We start from the raw sequence: 20,107 nt of genomic DNA, 5'->3' as shown, positions 1-20,107 counted from the left end.
GAAAACAGCAAAACCACTTAACTGAGAAAACAGACCGCTTAATTTGGTATACAACCGCTAAGCGATTTAGTCACACCATTATCGAGTCAAAATTCTTATTATGTAGCTGCGGGCAGTTATCTTTCAGATTCGCTCAAATCATTCTTTGCTGTCCCGCATTACTCTTTGGCTGTTCGGTCTTGCCTGAAAAAAAGGTGTCTCATGAACAAAAATGCATTTTTAAAGCACGTACCTTGGGTGATCCTCGGGATTATCGGTGCTTTTTGTCTTTCAGTGGTTGCACTTCGCCGTGGTGAACATGTTAGTGCGCTATGGATAGTTGTTGCTTCTGTTGCCGTCTACTTAGTTGCTTATCGTTATTACAGTTTGTATATCGCTCAAAAAGTGATGAAGCTTGACCCAACGAGAGCGACACCTTCTGTTATTAACAATGATGGTTTGAACTATGTTCCGACCAACCGTTATGTCTTATTTGGTCACCACTTTGCGGCTATCGCTGGTGCAGGTCCTTTAGTTGGTCCTGTTCTTGCTGCTCAAATGGGGTACTTACCCGGTACACTTTGGCTATTAGCTGGGGTAGTGTTAGCGGGTGCAGTACAAGACTTTATGGTGTTGTTTATTTCCACACGCCGTAATGGTAACTCACTTGGTGAGATGATAAAGAAAGAGATGGGGCCAATTCCGGGTACTATCGCTTTATTCGGCTGTTTCCTTATCATGATCATCATCCTTGCTGTGCTTGCACTTATTGTTGTTAAAGCATTAGCTGAAAGCCCATGGGGTGTGTTCACTGTTTGTTCAACAGTACCAATTGCCCTATTTATGGGTATTTACATGCGCTATATTCGCCCAGGCCGTGTGGGTGAAGTGTCAGTTATTGGTATTGTTTTACTGATTGCAGCGATTTGGTTTGGTGGTGTTATTGCTCACGACCCATTCTGGGGCCCAGCGTTAACCTTTAAAGACACAACAATTACTTTCGGTCTTATTGGTTATGCTTTTGTGTCTGCATTATTACCAGTATGGTTAATTCTTGCACCACGTGACTATTTAGCAACTTTCCTGAAAATTGGTGTTATCGTTGGTTTAGCTGTGGGTATTGTGATTTTAAACCCTGAACTGAAAATGCCAGCAGTTACTCAATACATCGATGGTACTGGACCATTATGGAAAGGGGCTTTATTCCCATTCTTATTTATCACTATCGCTTGTGGTGCCGTTTCTGGTTTCCATGCTCTAATTGCTTCAGGTACAACACCTAAGCTTATTGCAAATGAAATGGATGCTCGTTTTATTGGTTATGGTGCAATGTTAATGGAATCATTCGTTGCGATCATGGCATTAGTCGCTGCATCTATCATTGAACCAGGTCTGTATTTTGCAATGAATACCCCACCATCAGGTTTAGGTATTACGATGCCGAATCTACATGAATTAGGTGGTGAAAATACAGCTGTTATCATGGGGCAGTTAAAAGAAGTTACCGTACATGCAGCTGCAACAGTCAGTTCATGGGGCTTTGTTATCTCTCCAGAAGAAATCTTACAAACAGCGAAAGATATTGGTGAACCTTCTGTATTAAACCGTGCTGGTGGTGCGCCTACCTTAGCGGTTGGTATCGCGATGGTATTCCATAAAATCATTCCTGCTGCGGATATGGGATTCTGGTATCACTTTGGGATCTTGTTTGAAGCGCTCTTTATTTTAACCGCGTTAGACGCAGGTACACGTTCTGGTCGCTTCATGCTTCAAGACTTATTAGGTAACTTTATTCCTTACTTGAAGAAAACAAATTCGTTCATTCCAGGTGTTATTGGTACAGCGGGTTGTGTAGGCTTATGGGGATATCTGTTATACCAAGGTGTTGTTGACCCATTAGGCGGCGTTAAGAGCTTATGGCCATTATTTGGTATCTCAAACCAAATGTTAGCCGCTGTTGCACTAGTATTAGGTACGGTTATCTTAATTAAGATGAAACGCACTAAATATATTTGGGTAACTGTGGTTCCTGCGGTATGGCTATTAATTTGTACAACATGGGCATTAGGTCTGAAACTTCTCAGCGATGACCCACAAATGGAAGGTTTCTTCTACTTAGCAAATGAATACAAAGCGAAGATCTTAGCGGGTGGTGCTGACTTAACTGCAGCAGAGATTACTAATATGAATCATATTGTAATCAACAACTACACCAATGCGGGCTTAAGTATTCTGTTCTTAGTGGTTGTTTATAGCATCATTTTCTACGGTTTCCGTACAGCAATGAAAGCGCGTAAAAACCCAGAAGAAACAGCACAAGAAACCCCGTATGTGCCTATGCCAAAAGACGTTAAAGTGTCCTCTGGTCACTAATCTTAGGTAAATAGTTTAGCCCCGTACTGGTTTAGCTAGTACGGGGTTTAGGAGAAACTTATGTTTGGCAATTTAGGACAAGCTGGAAAATATCTAGGGCAAGCTGCCCGTATGCTGATAGGTATTCCTGATTATGATAACTACGTACAGCATATGAAAGATAACCATCCTGATAAGCCAGTTATGACCTATAACGAGTTTTTCCGTGAACGTCAGGAAGCCCGTTATGGTGGTGGTGATGGTAAAGGCGGTTTTCGCTGTTGCTAATAATCTGTAAAGGAGACACATAATGGAACCTATTGCAGTGACGATATTGACTGGTTTTTTAGGATCAGGAAAAACAACGCTTTTGCGTCATATGCTTAATGAAGAGCATGGTTATAAAATCGCAGTTATTGAAAATGAATTTGGTGAAGTGCCTATTGATGACGAAATTATTGGTGATAGAGCCACTCAAATTAAAACACTTACCAATGGTTGTATTTGTTGTAGTAAATCGAATGAATTAGAAGACACATTATTAGACTTATGTGACAGCCTTGATCGTGGTGAAATTGAGTTTGATAGGCTAGTTATTGAATGTACAGGTATGGCTGATCCCGGTCCTATTAGCCAAACATTTTTTTCTCATGAGGTGATCTGTCAACGCTATTTGTTAGATGGGATTATTACTCTTGTTGATAATATTCATGCTCAACAACAACTGGATCAATTTACTATTGCACAATCTCAAATTGGTTATGCTGATCGCATCTTATTAACAAAAACTGATGTTGCACCAGCATCACCCGAATTAATGGCTCGATTAAGACGCATTAATGCAAGAGCGCCCGTTAATACCGTTATTCATGGACAAATTGATTTAGGTTTATTGTTTAATGTAAAAGGTTTTATGTTGAATGATAACCTTGAAGTAAAACAGCCTCTTTTCCGCTTTCAAGCAGAAAAACAAGATGATATCCATTCTATTGTACTGAAATTTGATTATCCCGTTGAGCTACAAAAAGTTTCTGATGTAATGGAAAAATTATTATTAAGCTTTGCTGATAATCTTTTACGTTATAAGGGGATATTAAATATTAAAGATCAACCTAATCGCTTGTTATTCCAAGGTGTGCAACGCCTTTATAGTGCTGATTGGGATAGAGCATGGCATGAAGGTGAAGTTCGCGAAAGCACATTGGTCTTTATTGGTATTCAATTACCTGAAGATGAGATAAGAGCTAGTTTTGATGCATTAATGCTAAGTACGCAAGAGAATGCACATTAACCCAATACCCTGTAGTGAGTGTTAGAAAGCAAGTAGTAGAAGTAACCGTAGTATAGCCGTAAATAGCAGTAACGAATATTGATAAGCTCCTGACTTGAGGAGGATCCTGTTCCTAGGATCTTATGTTTCACCCCATAATAATCACTATTATGGGGTGCTTTTTTAATTACTGAAATTAGCCATTAGCAACGGCTTTATATTCCATAATCTCAATAATTTGAATATCGGTATGTTGCATTGCTCGACTTGCTAATGCACATAAGTTTTCAATTGTTGAGTCAACATCATGTGCCACAATACCGTCATTACCTGTCACAAATGTATTATCAAGAGCCATTAATACAGCTTTATAAGCGGCACTTGCACCAGTTGAAACTTTCATCGCACAGCTATTTGAAGCACCATCACAAATCACACCGCTGATATCACCAATCATGCTGTTAATCGCCATTGCCATGGATTCATAGCATTCATCCATTAGCCATGCAATTGCGCCAGCAGCGCCCATTGATGCTGTTGTTGCTGCACATAATGCAGACAGAGCAGGGAATTTATGGTGAATATAAATAGCCAGTAAATGGGAAAGCATTAATGCTCTAGCCATTTTCTCTTCGTCAACTTGTAAGTATTCAGCGACAACGACCACAGGCATGGTGGCAGCAATGCCCTGATTACCTGAGCCAGAATTGCTCATTGCAGGTAATATAGCGCCCCCCATACGTGCATCAGATGCAGCAGATGTACGGATCATTATCTCTGATAATAGATCTTTTGCTAATAGGCCTCGTTGCTGCTGGCGTTGTAAAGTTTGCCCAATATGTAAACCATAAGTATTGTTCAAACCTTCTTTTGATAGCGCATCATTTAAGTGTGCTGATTCAAGGATAAAAGAAATTTCTTCTACTGGAGTTTGGGTAACAAACTGGTAAATTTCTTGGGTATTAGTTTGGGTTAACGTTTCTTTTATTTCACAAGGTGATGCTGACTGTTCTGCGCCATCGCAAGTGTTATCAAGAATAATATCACCATTATGAATGATTTTAACGATATTGGTGTGATTACTGGCAATAATTACTGTTGCGCTATTTTCAGCATCTTCAACAGTCACTTCACTATAAAGAACTTCTTGGCATGCTTTTTTAATTGAAACATTCACAATGCCAGCAGCTAATAGTGCTTTACTTTGTTCAACGTTATCTGGTGTTGCATTCTTTAATACTTCAAGACCTGCATTACAATCCCCCCCAACGGCACCTAAGCTAGCAGCAATAGATAGCCCCACCATTCCGGTTCCTGGTACGGTAACGCCCATACCATTTTTCATTAAGTTCGGGGAAACTTCAGCACTAATGCGGGTAATAGGGTGTTGTAAGTAACTTGCTGCTGTTGCAGCCGCTAATGCAAGCGAAATAGGTTCAGTACAACCTAAAGCGGGTTTAACTTGTTGCTTAACTGCCGCTATCAATATTTTCCAACGAGAAGATAGTTGTTCTTTCATTGCATGCATCCAATAAACAGTATGAGAATTCAAAGGGTTATTCTATTTTTAATACCACAATCATACTGAATTTATTGGAGAAAGTTTTTTCTGAATTTACTAACATTGTACAAATTTTGAGAAAATATTACCCTTTATAGCTTCTGTGTTGGTAATTTTTTCCACATAAAATAAAAGCAAACGTTCTGACTCTTTAATGTAATTTATGAGTGCTAAAGAAGGTATATTTTGTATCTAGTGTATAAATTAAGGAGGATAAAAATGAAGTTAAATAAGATAATTTAAAAAATTGACGATAAGATTAAATAAAAAGGCAATAGAACGAATACACAATTCTATTGCTAGTATAATCATCATACTTAATGTGGGCTAACTCAGAATCGTTAAAATAAAAATAATGAATATTTTCAATATCACATTTTTATTTTAACAAAGCAGATAATAGGCTCATTAAATTTTAGTGTATAAGAATAATGATTTATTATTTTGTTAATATTTTCATGATGATAGCTTCGATGTTTTTTTAAATAAATAATTAAGTCTATATTTAGAAAAACAGTTAACTAGTTTTTATTTATAAAAATAACAATAAAATATCTTTGTCTATTTTTAATATGTTTATTATTTGAAAACAACCTGAAGCAACAAATATTGCTTCAGGTATATTTATTAATAATAGAAGATAGCAATAATAGCACTATGAAATACAAAGCCGACCATAAGTGGGATCGCTGTTCTTTTTACAACATCAAATGGTTGCAATTTAGCACCACTAGATACTGCAATAATAACTCCAGCTACAGGAGACATACCTCGTCCCATATGTGACGCTTGTTGCATTGGTAAAATCATCGCAATTGGGTTGACACCCATGCTATGTGCAATTTGTGGAATAAGTTCAACAAATGCAAGGAAGGGAGCATTACCTGAACCCATAATAATTGCAGCCGCTAATGTCACGATAGCGAAGACCAATGCCATAGCAAATGGTGGCAAGCCTACAGACTCCGCCATCACAATCAGGCTATCTATTGCACCACTGACTTTAATACCATGAGCAAAGACACCCGCTGCGACTAATAACCCCACAACGTTACTAAATGCAGAACCCATACCCTTTAAGAAATGCTGGAAGCCCGCACACACTGATTTAAAATCACGTAAGCGTAATGTTTCAATTAGCATACAAATTGCCATTGAAATCAATACAATAGTGACTACATCAAGATGAATGCCTGCAACAAATAGGCTTGATGAACTTACTGCCATAATGATCGGTAACATTGGCAGTAATGCATAAAAGCCAGGTACGTTTTTATCACTCTTTGTTTCTTCAGACATTTTGCCTAATTGAGGCACAAATCCAGATTTACGGTCGCAATGGCGCTGCCAGAAGATATGTGTAATACCAACAGCTAATACGGTTGCAATCGCCGCAGGCCCTTGGTAATAAAGTACATATTCTACGACCCCTAAATCAACCGCTTTTGCACCACGAATGGCATCAATAGCCGTTGGGGTGTAAGCCACCCCTAATGAAGTTGCAATTACACCCGCGGCAGATGCTGGGGATAAGCCAAGTCCTATCATAATCGGAAACATCGTACCCATTAACAGAACGGCCAATCCAGTTGCTGAAGGAATAGCAAGTTGCAAAATACTCGCGAGTAAAAAAGAGAAAAATAGCAACACATAAGGTGAACGCATATTTCTCAACGGGCGAGTTGCAACCCGTACAACGGCCTCATTAGCGCCAATATGATCCATATAATGTGCGAACCCCATCAGTGCCATGATCATTAAACCAAGATCAGCAGCACGACTACTAAAGAGATCACGCATTACTTCGAAAGGATCTAACCAGCCAATGCCTGTTGTTTTGACATTTTTAGGAAGAATATCTCCCCAACCAAACATCATGGTTAGCACCATTAAGGCTAGACCGGCGACTAACAAAACAGGTTCTGCTTTATATCCTTTCAAAATCATCCTAGCGACAATAACAACGACGACTAAGACCGCAAGAATTTGGATCATTCTTTAGCTCCAGGTGCAAAACGCTCTGCTGTGATTTTCACGACGGACTTTAAGACATCACTGGCAGCATAAAGGGATTTAACAGGCAGATATTCATAAATAGAATGAAAATTATGAGCACCAGTAAAGATGTTTGGGCAAGGTAAGCCATTTTGAGAAAGGGCTGCACCATCATAACCACCACGCATTGGGATCGGGCGAGGAGTAATTCCATTTGCTTCATAAGCGGCAACTGCAATATCGATAGGGTAGCGATTATCACCTTGTAGGCTATTAAAGACGTTGGCATAACGGTCAGCGAGTTTACAAGTTACAGAGCCTTCACCCCATAAACCTTCACAATAATCTGAAAGTTGTTTTAAAAATGCCATACGGTGAGCGTAACCTTTTTCGGTGAAATCACGCACATCCATTTTTAATACAGTACGAGCGCTATTACCTGCTAATTGTTTTACCCAATAATAACCTTCACGGCCTTCGGTATATTCAGGCGCCTCGCCACCCGGTAACATAGCAACAAATTTATGTGTCATTAATAGTGAGTTCTTTAATTTACCTTTCGCAGACATTGGATGGGCTGAAGCACCAGTAAAGGTAATTTCAACATCTCCTGCATTCCAGTTTTCATACACTAACTCACCAATACCACAGCAATCTAATGTATAGGCAAAATCAGCACCAAATTCTTTAGTATCAAAGGCTTTTGCACCACGTAAACCTTGCTCTTCATCTGGCACAAAACCAATTTTAACCGTACCGTGTTTAACTTCGGGATGTTGTTTAAAGTATTGCAACATATCCATAATTGAGGCGATAGCGGCTTTATCGTCAGCACCTAATAAACTGGTGCCATCTGTCACGATAATATCGTCACCAATATAGTTTTCTAGTTCTGGGAATTCACTTTGGCGTAGATAAATATCAAGCTCTTTGTTTAAGCAGAGGTCACCACCTTTATAAGGTAGGATTTGCGCTTTGGTGTCATTAGTTTGTTCTGCACTGGTATCTAAATGACCAAAGAAAGCAACAGTAGGTACTTCATAATCAAGGTTGGAAGGTAGTGTTGCGGTAACAATGGCAGTATCGCGAATTTTGATATCTTCAACGCCTAAAGCCTTGAGTTCTTCAACCAATTGTAATGCTAGGACTCGCTGACCTTCTGAAGAAGGCATAATACCAGCTGCGCCATTTTCCCTATTTGTGGTGGTGTTAACTTTTGTATAAGAAATAAACCGTTCGACGAGATTCATGACAAGACTCCATTGTGTTTGATTTTTTGTATTCTTTCTATTAAAGCTTAGTTGTCTCATTTATTGGAAAGGGCAACACCTACTTGTTGTATCATAAAAAAACCAGCAGGGAATTAGAGGAAAATAATTATTTTTATAAGAAAAGTTTAATGTTAATTAATATTTAATTTTTGGTTTTTTCTTTATTAAAAAAAATCGTGTTTTGTATAGGTGAGGTTATTTTTATTTACTTTATGACCTCTATCTTTGTGAAGTTAATCGTTAAACTTCATTTAATTCATTATTATTTCTTTATCATAATTAATATGTTTTTTGAAAGATATTAAGTTTTTTTCTTAAAAAAATGCTATTTATTTAAAAAAATAGAAAAGAGAAGTGATAGATGAGGGAAACACTGAGAGTAAAATATTATTTATATATAAATAATATGAGTATTGTGATAATGAATGGTATCAATGAAATTGGTAGAAAATCACCCTCTATTGCTAATAAAATAGTCTCCATAGGCGGGGAAATAAAACTCTCTATTTCTAAATTATCTATCAAGGTGAGGAATGCAATAAATGAATTCATTCATCCTGGTCGCTATGAGAATAAAATTATATTTAATGCAAATAGCTCGTTTTTAAAATCTAAAGATTTAATCATCAGTAATAAAGGAATAAATAATGAAACGATAGAGTTTAACCGTATAGATAATGAGAAAAACACTTTAAAAGAAAGACTGCAAATTCTAAAATATATTGAACTTCCTAATGGAGATTTGGTTCCGATTGATAAAGCTATTAATGATCTTTATTTATGTAAACAAGATAGTCTATTAAAGAGTAAATTATCATTAATTAATTATATTACAGAGATACAATTTAAATCATCAATAAAAACTAAAATGGCATTATCAAATCAATCAAATGATAATTTAAATATATCTAATTTAAAAGGTGGAAGTGAATATGAATATGTAAAATTCGATGGTTATGTAAATAAAAAAACAGCTATTACTGATCCGCAATATGATCAGGTTAATGATGGCGATTTGATAAAAACTGATTTTAAAAATATTGATAAAAATACGAGCAATAAAATTAATTCTAACATTAATAAAAATCAAGTTTCTGTTGAAAAAGAAAATTTTAAATCTCATTTAATTGAAATTACAAAAGATATTTCATTACTAGATAGGTTATCAGATGATAATGATAGATATGGATATGTATTTCTCGATAAAGTTGTTAATTATTTGGAAACTTATAATGAAAATAAGGGATCGGGAGAAAAAGATCCTATTAATAAAGAAACTTATTTTAAAAAACTGGCTAATTCAGACTATTTTTTTAAATTAAATAAAAGAATTAATAATATTATTTATTTGCAGTTTTTAAAAAAAGAACAAAGCAGCGATGAAAATGGTGTTATAGAAAACATCACCGCTACAGTTAACAATACTTTAAATGAAGATGAAAAGTTACAAGAGGCCGAAGAACAGAAAAAAGTTTTTGCTGTGCATGATAAATTAGATGAAAATAATATGTCAATAATAGAAAAACAGCATAAAGATAAACTTAATTCGATTAATAATGATAATTCATTTGATGAGTTTTTAGCTGAAATAGATGAGCAACTTAGTATAGCTAACGAAAATAAAAAACTTACGCCACAAGAGCTATTGGCAATGGTGAAAAAAGAATAGTGTTATTTTATCCTCCTATTAATTTTAACTAATTTTAGATATATTTATTATATATGATTTAAAAATAGAAGGTTTTTTATAAATGACAGATAAATGATAGAAGGATAGAACGTAATCCATAGAATAGTATAAATATTAATTAATAGGATGATAATGATGTATCTTGAAAAGATGAACATAATGCCACAAGGAATGTCTTCAATTTTAGCAAATCATATATCAGATACTGATCTCTCTATTCATAGAGACTCAGTGTTATCAATGAAAAATTCATCGCATGGATTTATTGGTGTTAAGTGTTTAGAAAGTAAAACAATGGAGACGCTAGACGAACCAATTTATATCGACATGAGTAAAGATATCTCTTGCGTTTCTAATTCTTACGAAATGTTTTATGATAAAATCGCTGATGGCTATTTTTCTAATAAAAGTTTATTTATTAAAAGTGAAAAAGAAAATCCATTTTTTGATTTAGATAATAAAGAACAAGAATCAATATTTAATCATTTAAAAAATAAAGGGTTTGATACTGATAAATTAATAAATAAAGAATTGCTAGAAAATGTTATTGATAGTTCTATTAATGAGCCGATTGAAGGCAATACTTATGAATCAATTTATGAGCCAATTTATGAAACAATGAATCAAGATTGTTTGTTAAAAGAAAAACTAGAGCTTGTTGATGATTTATCTAAGATTATTTATAAGAATAATAAAGTGAAGGGTAAGTTTAAAGATAACTTAATTAAGATTATTAGCAATGTTCCATTGGGTGAATTATTTTCTTCATGTGAAAAATATGAAGAGCAGTATGAGATACAAGATTATTTTTTAATTAATAGATTTATTTATCGATTTATAGAAGATTTTAATAAATCAAATAATCATAAAATTAAAGTAAATGAAGATTTAAAAAGACGTTTAAATGCTTTTATTCTTCTTGAGAGCTTAAAGTTGAAAAGTGACAATATTATCTAATAGGGTTTCCCCGATATTTTATCGGGGAAAAAAGAGAGTATTAGTACTAAATATCCAAGCGTTTAGTTTGCCACTTACGTGAACGCCAACGCCATGCGTTAGTTAAACCACGTAACCACTCATCACAAAGAAAGCCAATCCAGATACCAATCAATCCCATTTCCATCTTAATACCAAGGAAATAGCCAACCGGAATTGCCACTCCCCACATAAAACAAATTGCTGTCATCAGAGGAAATTTAGCATCGCCGGCCGCACGTAAGGCATTCACCATCACGATATTAAAAGTACGACCTGGTTCTAAAAAGACCGACAAAATAAACAGAGGAATTAATTGGTCAATAATGCGTTGATCTTCTGTAATGGAATACAAAATAGGATCACGCATAAACCAATAAATAATCACTACCCCAATCGTGAATATCACACCAGTTTTTAAACTTTTCCAGCCACGATTAAAGGCATCATCAAAGCGTTTAGCGCCAACTAAATGCCCCACAAGAATTTCATTACCAATACTAATAGCAATACCAAAGAGCATTAAAAATAATGACAATTGGAAATAGAGCGTTTGTGCTGCAAGAGGAACTTCGCCCATTAAACCAATAAAGGCGGATGCAGTCATGTAATGTAAGATCCAAACTAGATTTTCACCAGCAGCCGGTAATCCAATATGTAGGATTTTCCCCAGCATATTTTTGGACCAGATAAAGAGTTGTCTTGCTTGAAATTTAATGCGTAAGCCGTAGAACAATAATCCACATAATAAAATGACGGCAATAATACGACCAACAACAGTAGACCAAGCAACACCGACTAATCCGTATTGTGGTAAACCAAAGAAGCCATAAAGTACAATCATATTACCAATGACGGTAACAATGTTAGCAATCAATGTGACATACATGGCGGCTTTTGATTTGCCATAAACTCTTAAACATGCAGCCAGAATAATTGAAATTGCCTCAGGAATAAGACAAATGCCAATAATATGCAAGTAATTGTAGCCATCTTGAACCAAGTGAGATGGCGTATTCATTAAATTAAGAATGTTGTAGCCAAAAAAGAGAATAATTACAGCGCTACTTATCCCCAGTAATGAGTTAAATGCAATAGAGATATGGATTGCCTGACTGGCTTTTTCTTTTTTACCCGCACCTAAATATTGGGCAATAACGACGCTACATCCCACACTAATAAAACTAAAAATGGTGATGAAAAGATCAAAAACCTGGTTGCCGACGCCCATAGCGGCTAAGTAAGCGGTAGAAACGTGGCTTACCATGTAAGTATTAATTAATAGTGTGGCTAGATGTAGGAAAATATCTATAAATATTGGCCAACTAAGAGAGAAAAGCGAGCGATCCGCTACATCAGACTGATGCATTGAAAACCTTCTTAAAAACAGAGTGAAATCGATTTATTAATATAAACGTGTCGGAAGAAGGGGGATTCTACAAGGTTTATTTATAAGGGAATAGCGCAAATAATGTTTATCTGGCAAAAAAGATATTTATATGGTTTATTCATTGATAACTAATCACTATTATCATTAAGAGATGATTAACGTTAAAGTCAGGGGAATTAATGAATACTAAAATAAAAGTGGCGATTGTAGGCTACGGTAATATTGGTCGATTTGCATTAGAAGCTGTCCAAGCTGCACAAGATTTTGAATTAATGGGAGTTGTTCGCCGCGATATAAACAACATCCCAGAAGAGCTGCAAAATATTACCGTAACTAACGATATTAAAACATTAGGTAATGTTGATGTTGCTCTCTTATGTTCACCAACCCGTGCAATTAAAGAATTAGCTAAATCTATTTTAGGCTTAGGTATTAATACAGTAGATAGTTTTGATGTTCACAGCGAAATTGTGTCATTAAAAACAGAATTAGATGAAGTAGCTAAAAAACATGACCGTGTTGCTGTTATTTCAGCGGGTTGGGATCCGGGTTCTGATTCTATTGTTCGTACATTAATGTTAGCCATGGCACCCAAAGGTATTACTTATACTAACTTTGGACCAGGTATGAGTATGGGGCACAGTGTTGCGGCTAAAAGCATTGAAGGTGTTAAAGATGCACTTTCAATGACTATTCCGCTAGGTACGGGCGTTCATCGCCGTATGGTTTATGTCGAATTAGAAGCGGGTGTAGATTTTAATCAAGTAGAGCAAGCGATTAAAGCTGATAGCTATTTCTCTTCTGATGAAACCCATGTGAAGCAAGTCGATTGTGTCGATAACTTAAAAGATGTTGGGCATGGTGTTCATATGACTCATAAAGGTGTTTCGGGTAAAACACATAACCAATTATTTGAATATTCAATGCGTATTAACAACCCTGCATTGACGTCTCAATTTATGGTTTCAGCGGCAAGAGCGAGTATGAAGCAACGTGCGGGTGCTTATACCGTTATTGAAATTCCACCAGTGGATTTCTTAGAGGGTGATTTAAATACATTAATTGCAAAATTAGTTTAATTTGAATTAGGATTTTTTGCATAAAATATTGCCCACATAATGTGGGCAATATGGATTAACGCTTAGGCAAACTTGATGATTTTGAATTAGCGTTTAATACTTTTAAATTCTTTTGTTGTTGCGGTTAATGCCACTTCTGTTGGTAAACGTTCCATTGAACTTGCACCATAGAACCCATGACAATCAGGGCAATTATCTAAGATATATTGTGCATCTTCAGGGGTTGCAATCGGGCCACCATGACAAAGCACAATAACATCAGCACGTACTGCTTTTGCTGCTTTTGCCCAGTCATTAATTAAAGGGACACAGTCCGCTAATGTTAATGCAGTTTCTGCACCAATGTTACCGCCAGTCGTTAATCCCATATGTGGCACAATAATATCGGCACCAGCCTCAGTCATTGCAATAGCATCTTCACGACTAAAGACATAAGGCGTGGTTAGTAGATCTTTTTCGTGAGCTTGGCGGATCATATCTACTTCAAGCCCATAACCCATACCTGTTTCTTCTAAATTGGCACGGAAATTACCATCAATTAAGCCAACCGTTGGGAAATTTTGTACGCCCGCAAAACCTGTAGCTTTGACATCATCTAAAAACTTATCAAAGTTACAGAATGGATCTGTGCCATTTACTCCTGCAAGTACAGGCGTATGTTTAACAACAGGTAATACTTCTTTTGCCATATCCATAACGATTTCATTAGCGTTGCCATAAGCTAATAAACCCGCTAAAGATCCTCGACCGGCCATACGGTAACGACCTGAGTTATAAATAACGATAAGGTCGATACCACCTGCTTCTTCACATTTAGCTGACAGGCCAGTACCTGCACCACCACCAATAATTGGTTCATGGCGTGCAATCATTTCGTTGAATTTTTTTAGTAACGTTTCACGTGAATGAGTCATTCTTCTTTCTCCGTGGTTAACAAATAAGTTCCTGGTGTAAATCATAAATTTGCTGAGTAAACTCAGCTGAGTTTATGTGATAAGGACTGATGACTAATTGACGAGTCTCTGTCTCTTTAAATGTTGTTATAAATGCATCAAAAAACGCTTGGTTTGCTTTTGGATCCCAAAAAGGGCCCCCTTCAATATCCAGAGCAGAAAAACCGCCCTGTGGTAATACAAACCGTAATGGACCTTCACACTGATTTATTTTTTCAGCGATCCAAACACCCAATTGACGGTTTTCCTCTGGTGTTGTGCGCATTAAGGTGACTTGTGCATTATGATGATAAAATTGACGCCCTTTATATTTCTCAGGAACACTAGAAGGGCGACCAAAGTTGACCATATCTAATGCGCCACAAGAACCGATATAAGGGGTTTTAGTACGGGCGATTGCACCAAAACGGTCTTCATCACAAGCAAGTACACCATCAAACAAGTAATCACACACTTCAGTTGTTGTAAGATCTAACACACTATGAAGCAGGTGACTGTCTACCAGTTTTTCCATGGCTTTGCCGCCACTTCCTGTTGCATGAAAAACAAGGCAGTCATAATTATTTTCAAGTTTCTGAGTGAGTTGTTGTACACAAGGAGTGGTTACACCAAACATTGTTAGTGCTACCGCAGGCTTATCAACAACATGCTCTTCTTGGTAAAAATAAACAGCGCCAGCGATTTGATTCGCTGCATTTCTTAAAACTTTACGAGAAATACGATTTAGGCCTGATACATCTGTAACGGAGTACATCATTGAGATATCACTTGCACCGATATAGCCTGAAATATCGCCAGACGCCATCGTCGATACCATCAATTTAGGAACACCAATTGGCAGAGATTGCATTGCTGGTGTAATCAGAGCCGTCCCCCCTGAGCCGCCTAGTCCAAGAATGGCTAAGACATCATCACAGTGAGTTAAATAGTGTTCAAAAGCGACCGACATCGCTTCTATTGCTTTCCCTCTATCACCACAGAACACAGCCTCTTGGCCATCTGGATGAAAGCGTGCAACTTCGGTTGCTGTGACATCCGCTTCTCGTGCGAGTGCCGTGGGTTTTGTTGTCAAGTCAACGGTCTTAACAGGAAGGCCTGCTTTTTTAATTAAATCACTGACATAAAAAATCTCAGCACTTTTAGTATCAAGCGTTGTGGCAATATAAATAGAACCAGCATACTGTTTCATAAGCCTTCCCATACCTTTTATAATTATCGACGGATAGATTATAATCATAATGAGACTTGAGTTTCATTTATCATAGCACTGTTTTGAGACTGCTGTCTCATTATTTTTATTTTTTGCACATTAAAGGTCGATAAGGTGTAATTAATCACCTAAAGTAAACGTTAAGTGTTGTGAGTATTTCGCTTAAGATAAGCCCAGACATAAAAGTGTAGGAATAACGAAGGATTTTCTATGAGTTATAGTGATGAAACGGATGCCATGTCCGGTACACGAAAAAGAACCTATCAATTATTGGTAACAACTGCATTGGGGCTTTTTGAGCAAGGAATGTTACCGACAGTGTCAGAGTTAGCTGCACATGCCGGTGTTTCGAGGGCAACCGCATATCGTTATTTTCCCACACAAAGTGATTTAATTAGTGCCACAGTTGATGCAAGTTTAGCGCCGATCATTGCATGGACACCAACTCCCGAAGATAATACGCAACAACGCATTACTGAGTTGCTCAATCTTGCCTATCCACAAATGTTTAAACATGAAGGCGCACTGCGTGGTGCTTTGCAAGTTTCATTACAGCAATGGGCAAAAGAGAGACAATCGAGTGAATATGCAGAAAAACGATTTATTCGTGGTCACCGTAAAGAGATTTTACTCAAAGTTATTGAACCTTTAAAAGCACACTATCCTCAAGAAATGTGGGATAAGGTGATTAAATCGTTCTCTTTAATTTATGGGTCAGAAGTCTTTTTGGTAATGAAAGATATCTGGAAAATGGATGATCAACAGGTCATTGATATGACTCAATGGATGGCAAAAGCTATTCTAAATCAGGCAAAATCTGATTATCCTGCAGATAACGATTAATTATTTGAATAAATCGGTTAAAATTGTATAAATCATTTACGTTTTAGCTATTGCAGGGATCGTTATGTCACACAAAACAGAAGACCAAGAGTGGCTGGTAGAACAACTACAATTTATTGCACAAGGCATTGGTAAAACATTATCGCCTTTTTGTGAGGTTGTACTTCATGATCTAACTGATAGTGAAAATACCATTATGGTCATTGAAAATAATCTATCAGGTAGAAAAGTTGGGGATAGAGCAACAGAATTGGGAATGGCACGTATTGAATCGTCTGACTTCCCACAAATTGTAGCTAATTACCCAAATCAATTCCCTGATGGTAGAACCGCAAAAAGTACGTCTATTGGCATTAAAGATAAACAAGGGAATTATGTTGCGGCATTATGCTTAAATATTGATATTTCAATGATCAAAGGATTGCAAATGGTACTAAACCAATTTGCAACCCTTGAAGAAGGTAATGACATTATTGAAACCTTTAGCTCAGTGACAGAAGATTCGCTGAAAAAACGTATTGATGAATTTTCAGCAACTTATTCTGTTACACCAAGAGCATTAAAACCGCATCAGCGACGTGAATTGCTATTGTGTTTACAGGATGAAGGTTATCTTTCACTGCGTAAGTCAATGGAAATTACAGCGCAGTATTTAGGCGTTTCAAGGGCAACGGTGTATAACGATTTAAAAGAATAAAACAAGAGACATTTTTTAAAAGACACCCCAAAAAAAAGATATCACTTAGTTGATATCTTTTTTTTGGGGTGTCTTATTTTATAAATAATATATCGTGTTTTTATTGAAAGTTATTAATTGATTACTATTGTGCGATTTTTACAAACTTAAAAAAAATTAAGGGATAAACTATTTGTAATAATGTTTATTAAGGGTGATAAAATGAAAATTGGTATCTCACTATCTACAAGTTTTCATCATGTGGATAATAAAATAACTCAGGGTTTTAAATGTATAGATTCATTACTTTCTATTTCTAACGATAACATAAACTTTAGTAAAATAAATGATAATAGACCACTAGAAAATAATATGTCAGAGTATATAAAATATTGTAGAAATAATTTGGATAAAATCCCTGAAGATAGTTATCCGGTTATTTCTTCGGGAGATATAGATAATAAATTTAGCGAAATACTTTCTAATATTCAACAAAGTATTGAAACATTAAATGAAAAAAATAATTTAAATGGAACAGAAATTAATAACTTAGAAAAACAAAATAACATAAATAAACTATCTGATTTTGTCACAAAGTCAGGGAGAGAGAAATTAAATGTTAATGAAGATATTAAATTAAAAAAAGAGAAAAAAAGAAGCATTAAAAACTTATTTAAAATTTTAATTTCTCCTTTTAAGTTTATCAATAGAAATCTACTACCTTTAAGAATAAATACTGTAAATCTAAATGTTAATCAAGCATTAAGTGAGTTTAAACTTGATTCAATATCAGGGAATAACAAACCTGTTGATAATTTCATTAAACGATTAAATGAATTAAATAACACATTTATCAAAAATACAAATGAAGTAATAAATAGAAAAAATAATAATAAAAATATAGATAATATAATAAAATATCAAACATTAGAAAGAGCATTAGAATGTAAACTTATTAATGATATTAAAATACTAAAAAGTGAGTTTATTGCTGACTTAGCTAAAAGTAAATTTGAAGAAAGCTATGCTGGTTTACCCTCTGAAATTAATAGTAAATTGAATTTAATTCTTAAGGAAGAATCTGATGATATAAACAAGAATATAGGCATGGTTTTTTCTAGGGATACAGTTAATGAACTAAAAAATTTATTAAGAGATAGAATAAATACATTAAATGAAAATATTGATACAGATAGTATTATTGTAAAAATATTTGATTCATTAATGAGTGAGAAAAGTAGGGCTGATATTATTTCTAAATCTAATGGCGATTTTAAATACGACAAAAATATTATCTCTTTAACATTAACAAAAGAGCTATTTAATCAATTGTCACAAAATAAAGATTTTATTGGTGAGGGAAATACTATTTCTAAAATAGATAATTTGATAAGGGTGGTAAATAAAGATATCTCTAAAAATATAGGTGTTGCAACAAAGAAAATTATAAAATCATTGGATAAAAGTTTTTATGAAAATATAAAGAGTAATGAAAGAGGTAATGAATTACTTATTCGAATTTTTAAAAATACAAGCAATAACATTAATTATAAATGGGCTCAAGATGCAATAGTTTTATTAATTAGTTATCAGACATTTGAAAACCAAGAAAGTAAAATAAGCTCTTATACAAACAATGGCGTAAGAGATTTAGGGGGAGCGGGAGTTGTGAGTACTAAAAATACAGAAATAGAAAATTATTTAAAGGGTATTTTTAGTCGAATAGGTTTGGATACGAATAACTTGGATGGTTCTAAAGATGAAGTGTTGAGAAAATATTTTTCAAATTACTTTGAACATATATAATTTTTTTATTAAATGTTTTTTATTTATATGCGTAATAATAAAGTTATATTGATTTACATATGGATGGATAACCTATGATTGTTAAAACAAATTTATTTGAACCAAAATTATTATTTTTAAATAAACCGCATTACTTTCCAAAAAAGGAAAGTTATATTTTCACAAAAAAAATAAGTGAAATAAAAAATACGCCTGTCATACCTTCTTTTGGTAAGAAAATTATTCAGTCATTGGCTTCTTTATTCCATAAACTAGAGATTTATTTTATTATAAGAGATATAAAAAACAATAAACAATCTAGCATTGTAGATATAAGTAAACATAGTCACATTTTTAATAGAATAGATAATGAAATAAATAAAAAAGAGTGTGAAATAAAGAATTTACCAGATAAGGAAAATGAAATAAGAAATAAGAATTTAAACACTATAAGTAACATAATTTCTCATGCAAATGATAAATTTGATTTCTATAGTTACTGTGATTATTTGACTGAAGTAAAAAGAGCTAAAGATTTTTTTTCAGCACAAGATGATATAGGAAAAGAAGGCTCTGACAATAAGTTAATTGTAGAATGTTTAAATGAAATTATTAAAAATAGAATTAATGCTATAAATAATGATAGTATAAAGAATATATTTAAATTAATAAATTCTAAGTTTGATTTTGAAAACATTCATTTAAATAAAAAATATGATTTTATATATAATTTTTCAACAGAAAAAGAAAGAGATAATTTTATAAAATCAATGAATATTTTACTTATTGCTATCGAAGAGGTTCAAGTTATTAATAAATTTGATAATAATATAAAAAATAAAATAGAAAGTAAATTATCTACTATTATGATGATAGTTCTTAATAAAAAAATGGGTAGTGAATGTTCCTTTAATGATTTAATGCAAGAATGGATAGGAAAATATATTAGTGATAACCATAATGCGATAAAAAGAAATATGACTGTAGATACAGCTACACAAGTAGATACAGCTACACAAGTAGATACAGCTACACAAGTAGATACAGCTACACAAGTAGATACAGCTACACAAGTAGA

Annotated in this window: 16 protein-coding genes; 10 read left to right on the top strand and 6 right to left on the bottom strand. The window is 34.7% G+C overall.

The genetic code is table 11. From position 1 onward, the window contains the following. Positions 1-201: 201 nt before the first annotated feature. Genes ABN256_RS04960 through yjiA form a run of 3 tightly spaced genes read left to right on the top strand, consistent with a single transcriptional unit; the run spans position 202 to position 3,622 of the window. Complete coding sequence (locus ABN256_RS04960; RefSeq protein ID WP_109407961.1) at positions 202-2,352, top strand: carbon starvation CstA family protein; 2,151 nt, start codon at positions 202-204, stop codon at positions 2,350-2,352. 60 nt (positions 2,353-2,412) lie between these two features. Further along, positions 2,413-2,619, top strand: a complete 207-nt coding sequence (locus ABN256_RS04955; protein ID WP_004245057.1) for a YbdD/YjiX family protein — start codon at positions 2,413-2,415, stop codon at positions 2,617-2,619. Positions 2,620-2,641: 22 nt separating this feature from the next. Next, positions 2,642-3,622 carry a GTPase gene (gene yjiA / locus ABN256_RS04950; protein WP_196553565.1) on the top strand — a complete coding sequence of 327 codons (981 nt, stop codon included), beginning with the start codon at positions 2,642-2,644 and terminating at the stop codon, positions 3,620-3,622. 175 nt (positions 3,623-3,797) lie between these two features. Here yjiA and ABN256_RS04945 read toward each other — a convergent pair whose 3' ends face one another. The 3 genes from ABN256_RS04945 to pepT all read right to left on the bottom strand — a co-directional run bounded on the left by ABN256_RS04945 (position 3,798) and on the right by pepT (position 8,407). Beyond that, a complete protein-coding gene (locus ABN256_RS04945; RefSeq protein ID WP_349439238.1) occupies positions 3,798-5,120 on the bottom strand; it encodes an L-cysteine desulfidase family protein in 1,323 nt (440 codons plus the stop codon). A 669-nt stretch (positions 5,121-5,789) separates the two neighbouring features. Continuing rightward, on the bottom strand, positions 5,790-7,157 hold the full coding sequence (gene dcuC / locus ABN256_RS04940; RefSeq protein WP_349439237.1) for a C4-dicarboxylate transporter DcuC: 1,368 nt from the start codon (positions 7,155-7,157) through the stop codon (positions 5,790-5,792). Continuing rightward, on the bottom strand, positions 7,154-8,407 hold the full coding sequence (pepT, locus tag ABN256_RS04935) for a peptidase T (RefSeq protein ID WP_349439236.1): 1,254 nt from the start codon (positions 8,405-8,407) through the stop codon (positions 7,154-7,156). Before pepT ends, dcuC begins: the two co-directional genes overlap by 4 nt. Before the next feature lie 442 nt (positions 8,408-8,849). Between pepT and ABN256_RS04930 the strand changes: the two genes are divergently transcribed. Beyond that, positions 8,850-10,097 carry a hypothetical protein gene (locus ABN256_RS04930; protein WP_197269525.1) on the top strand — a complete coding sequence of 416 codons (1,248 nt, stop codon included), beginning with the start codon at positions 8,850-8,852 and terminating at the stop codon, positions 10,095-10,097. Between the two features lie 180 nt (positions 10,098-10,277). After that, positions 10,278-11,075 (top strand): hypothetical protein, encoded by a 798-nt coding sequence (locus ABN256_RS04925; RefSeq protein ID WP_197269524.1) that lies wholly within the window; start codon positions 10,278-10,280, stop codon positions 11,073-11,075. A gap of 46 nt (positions 11,076-11,121) precedes the next feature. On the opposite strand, the gene ABN256_RS04920 is transcribed toward ABN256_RS04925, so the two are convergent. Next, positions 11,122-12,462, bottom strand: coding sequence for an MATE family efflux transporter (locus tag ABN256_RS04920; protein ID WP_072069352.1), 1,341 nt, complete (start codon positions 12,460-12,462; stop codon positions 11,122-11,124). A gap of 200 nt (positions 12,463-12,662) precedes the next feature. Here ABN256_RS04920 and ABN256_RS04915 point away from each other — a divergent pair, with 200 nt between their 5' ends. Beyond that, complete coding sequence (locus tag ABN256_RS04915; RefSeq protein ID WP_196553570.1) at positions 12,663-13,562, top strand: diaminopimelate dehydrogenase; 900 nt, start codon at positions 12,663-12,665, stop codon at positions 13,560-13,562. 86 nt (positions 13,563-13,648) lie between these two features. Here ABN256_RS04915 and ABN256_RS04910 read toward each other — a convergent pair whose 3' ends face one another. Both ABN256_RS04910 and ABN256_RS04905 read right to left on the bottom strand, forming a co-directional pair. Then, entirely contained in the window at positions 13,649-14,476 is an 828-nt protein-coding gene (locus tag ABN256_RS04910) for a phosphoenolpyruvate hydrolase family protein (protein ID WP_072069350.1), read from the bottom strand. Positions 14,477-14,492: 16 nt separating this feature from the next. After that, positions 14,493-15,704, bottom strand: coding sequence for a Tm-1-like ATP-binding domain-containing protein (locus tag ABN256_RS04905; protein ID WP_197269523.1), 1,212 nt, complete (start codon positions 15,702-15,704; stop codon positions 14,493-14,495). A gap of 231 nt (positions 15,705-15,935) precedes the next feature. Here ABN256_RS04905 and ABN256_RS04900 point away from each other — a divergent pair, with 231 nt between their 5' ends. From ABN256_RS04900 to ABN256_RS04885, 4 genes are all read left to right on the top strand, one after another. Beyond that, complete coding sequence (locus ABN256_RS04900; RefSeq protein WP_072069348.1) at positions 15,936-16,568, top strand: TetR/AcrR family transcriptional regulator; 633 nt, start codon at positions 15,936-15,938, stop codon at positions 16,566-16,568. Between the two features lie 64 nt (positions 16,569-16,632). Continuing rightward, the gene (locus tag ABN256_RS04895) at positions 16,633-17,265 is read left to right on the top strand and encodes a helix-turn-helix transcriptional regulator (protein WP_196553572.1); all 633 of its coding nucleotides are present in this window, start codon (positions 16,633-16,635) and stop codon (positions 17,263-17,265) included. A 201-nt stretch (positions 17,266-17,466) separates the two neighbouring features. After that, the gene (locus tag ABN256_RS04890; RefSeq protein ID WP_196553573.1) at positions 17,467-19,050 is read left to right on the top strand and encodes a hypothetical protein; all 1,584 of its coding nucleotides are present in this window, start codon (positions 17,467-17,469) and stop codon (positions 19,048-19,050) included. Between the two features lie 74 nt (positions 19,051-19,124). Beyond that, positions 19,125-20,107 (top strand): hypothetical protein (locus ABN256_RS04885; protein ID WP_349439235.1); only part of this gene is annotated, 983 nt, incomplete at its 3' end.

The organism is Proteus sp. fly-1008 (genome assembly GCF_040140305.1).
Classification (GTDB): Bacteria; Pseudomonadota; Gammaproteobacteria; order Enterobacterales; family Enterobacteriaceae; genus Proteus; species Proteus vulgaris_B.
The sequence above is the reverse complement of the archived record's forward strand: the minus strand, read 5'-3'. Positions and strand labels throughout refer to the sequence as shown.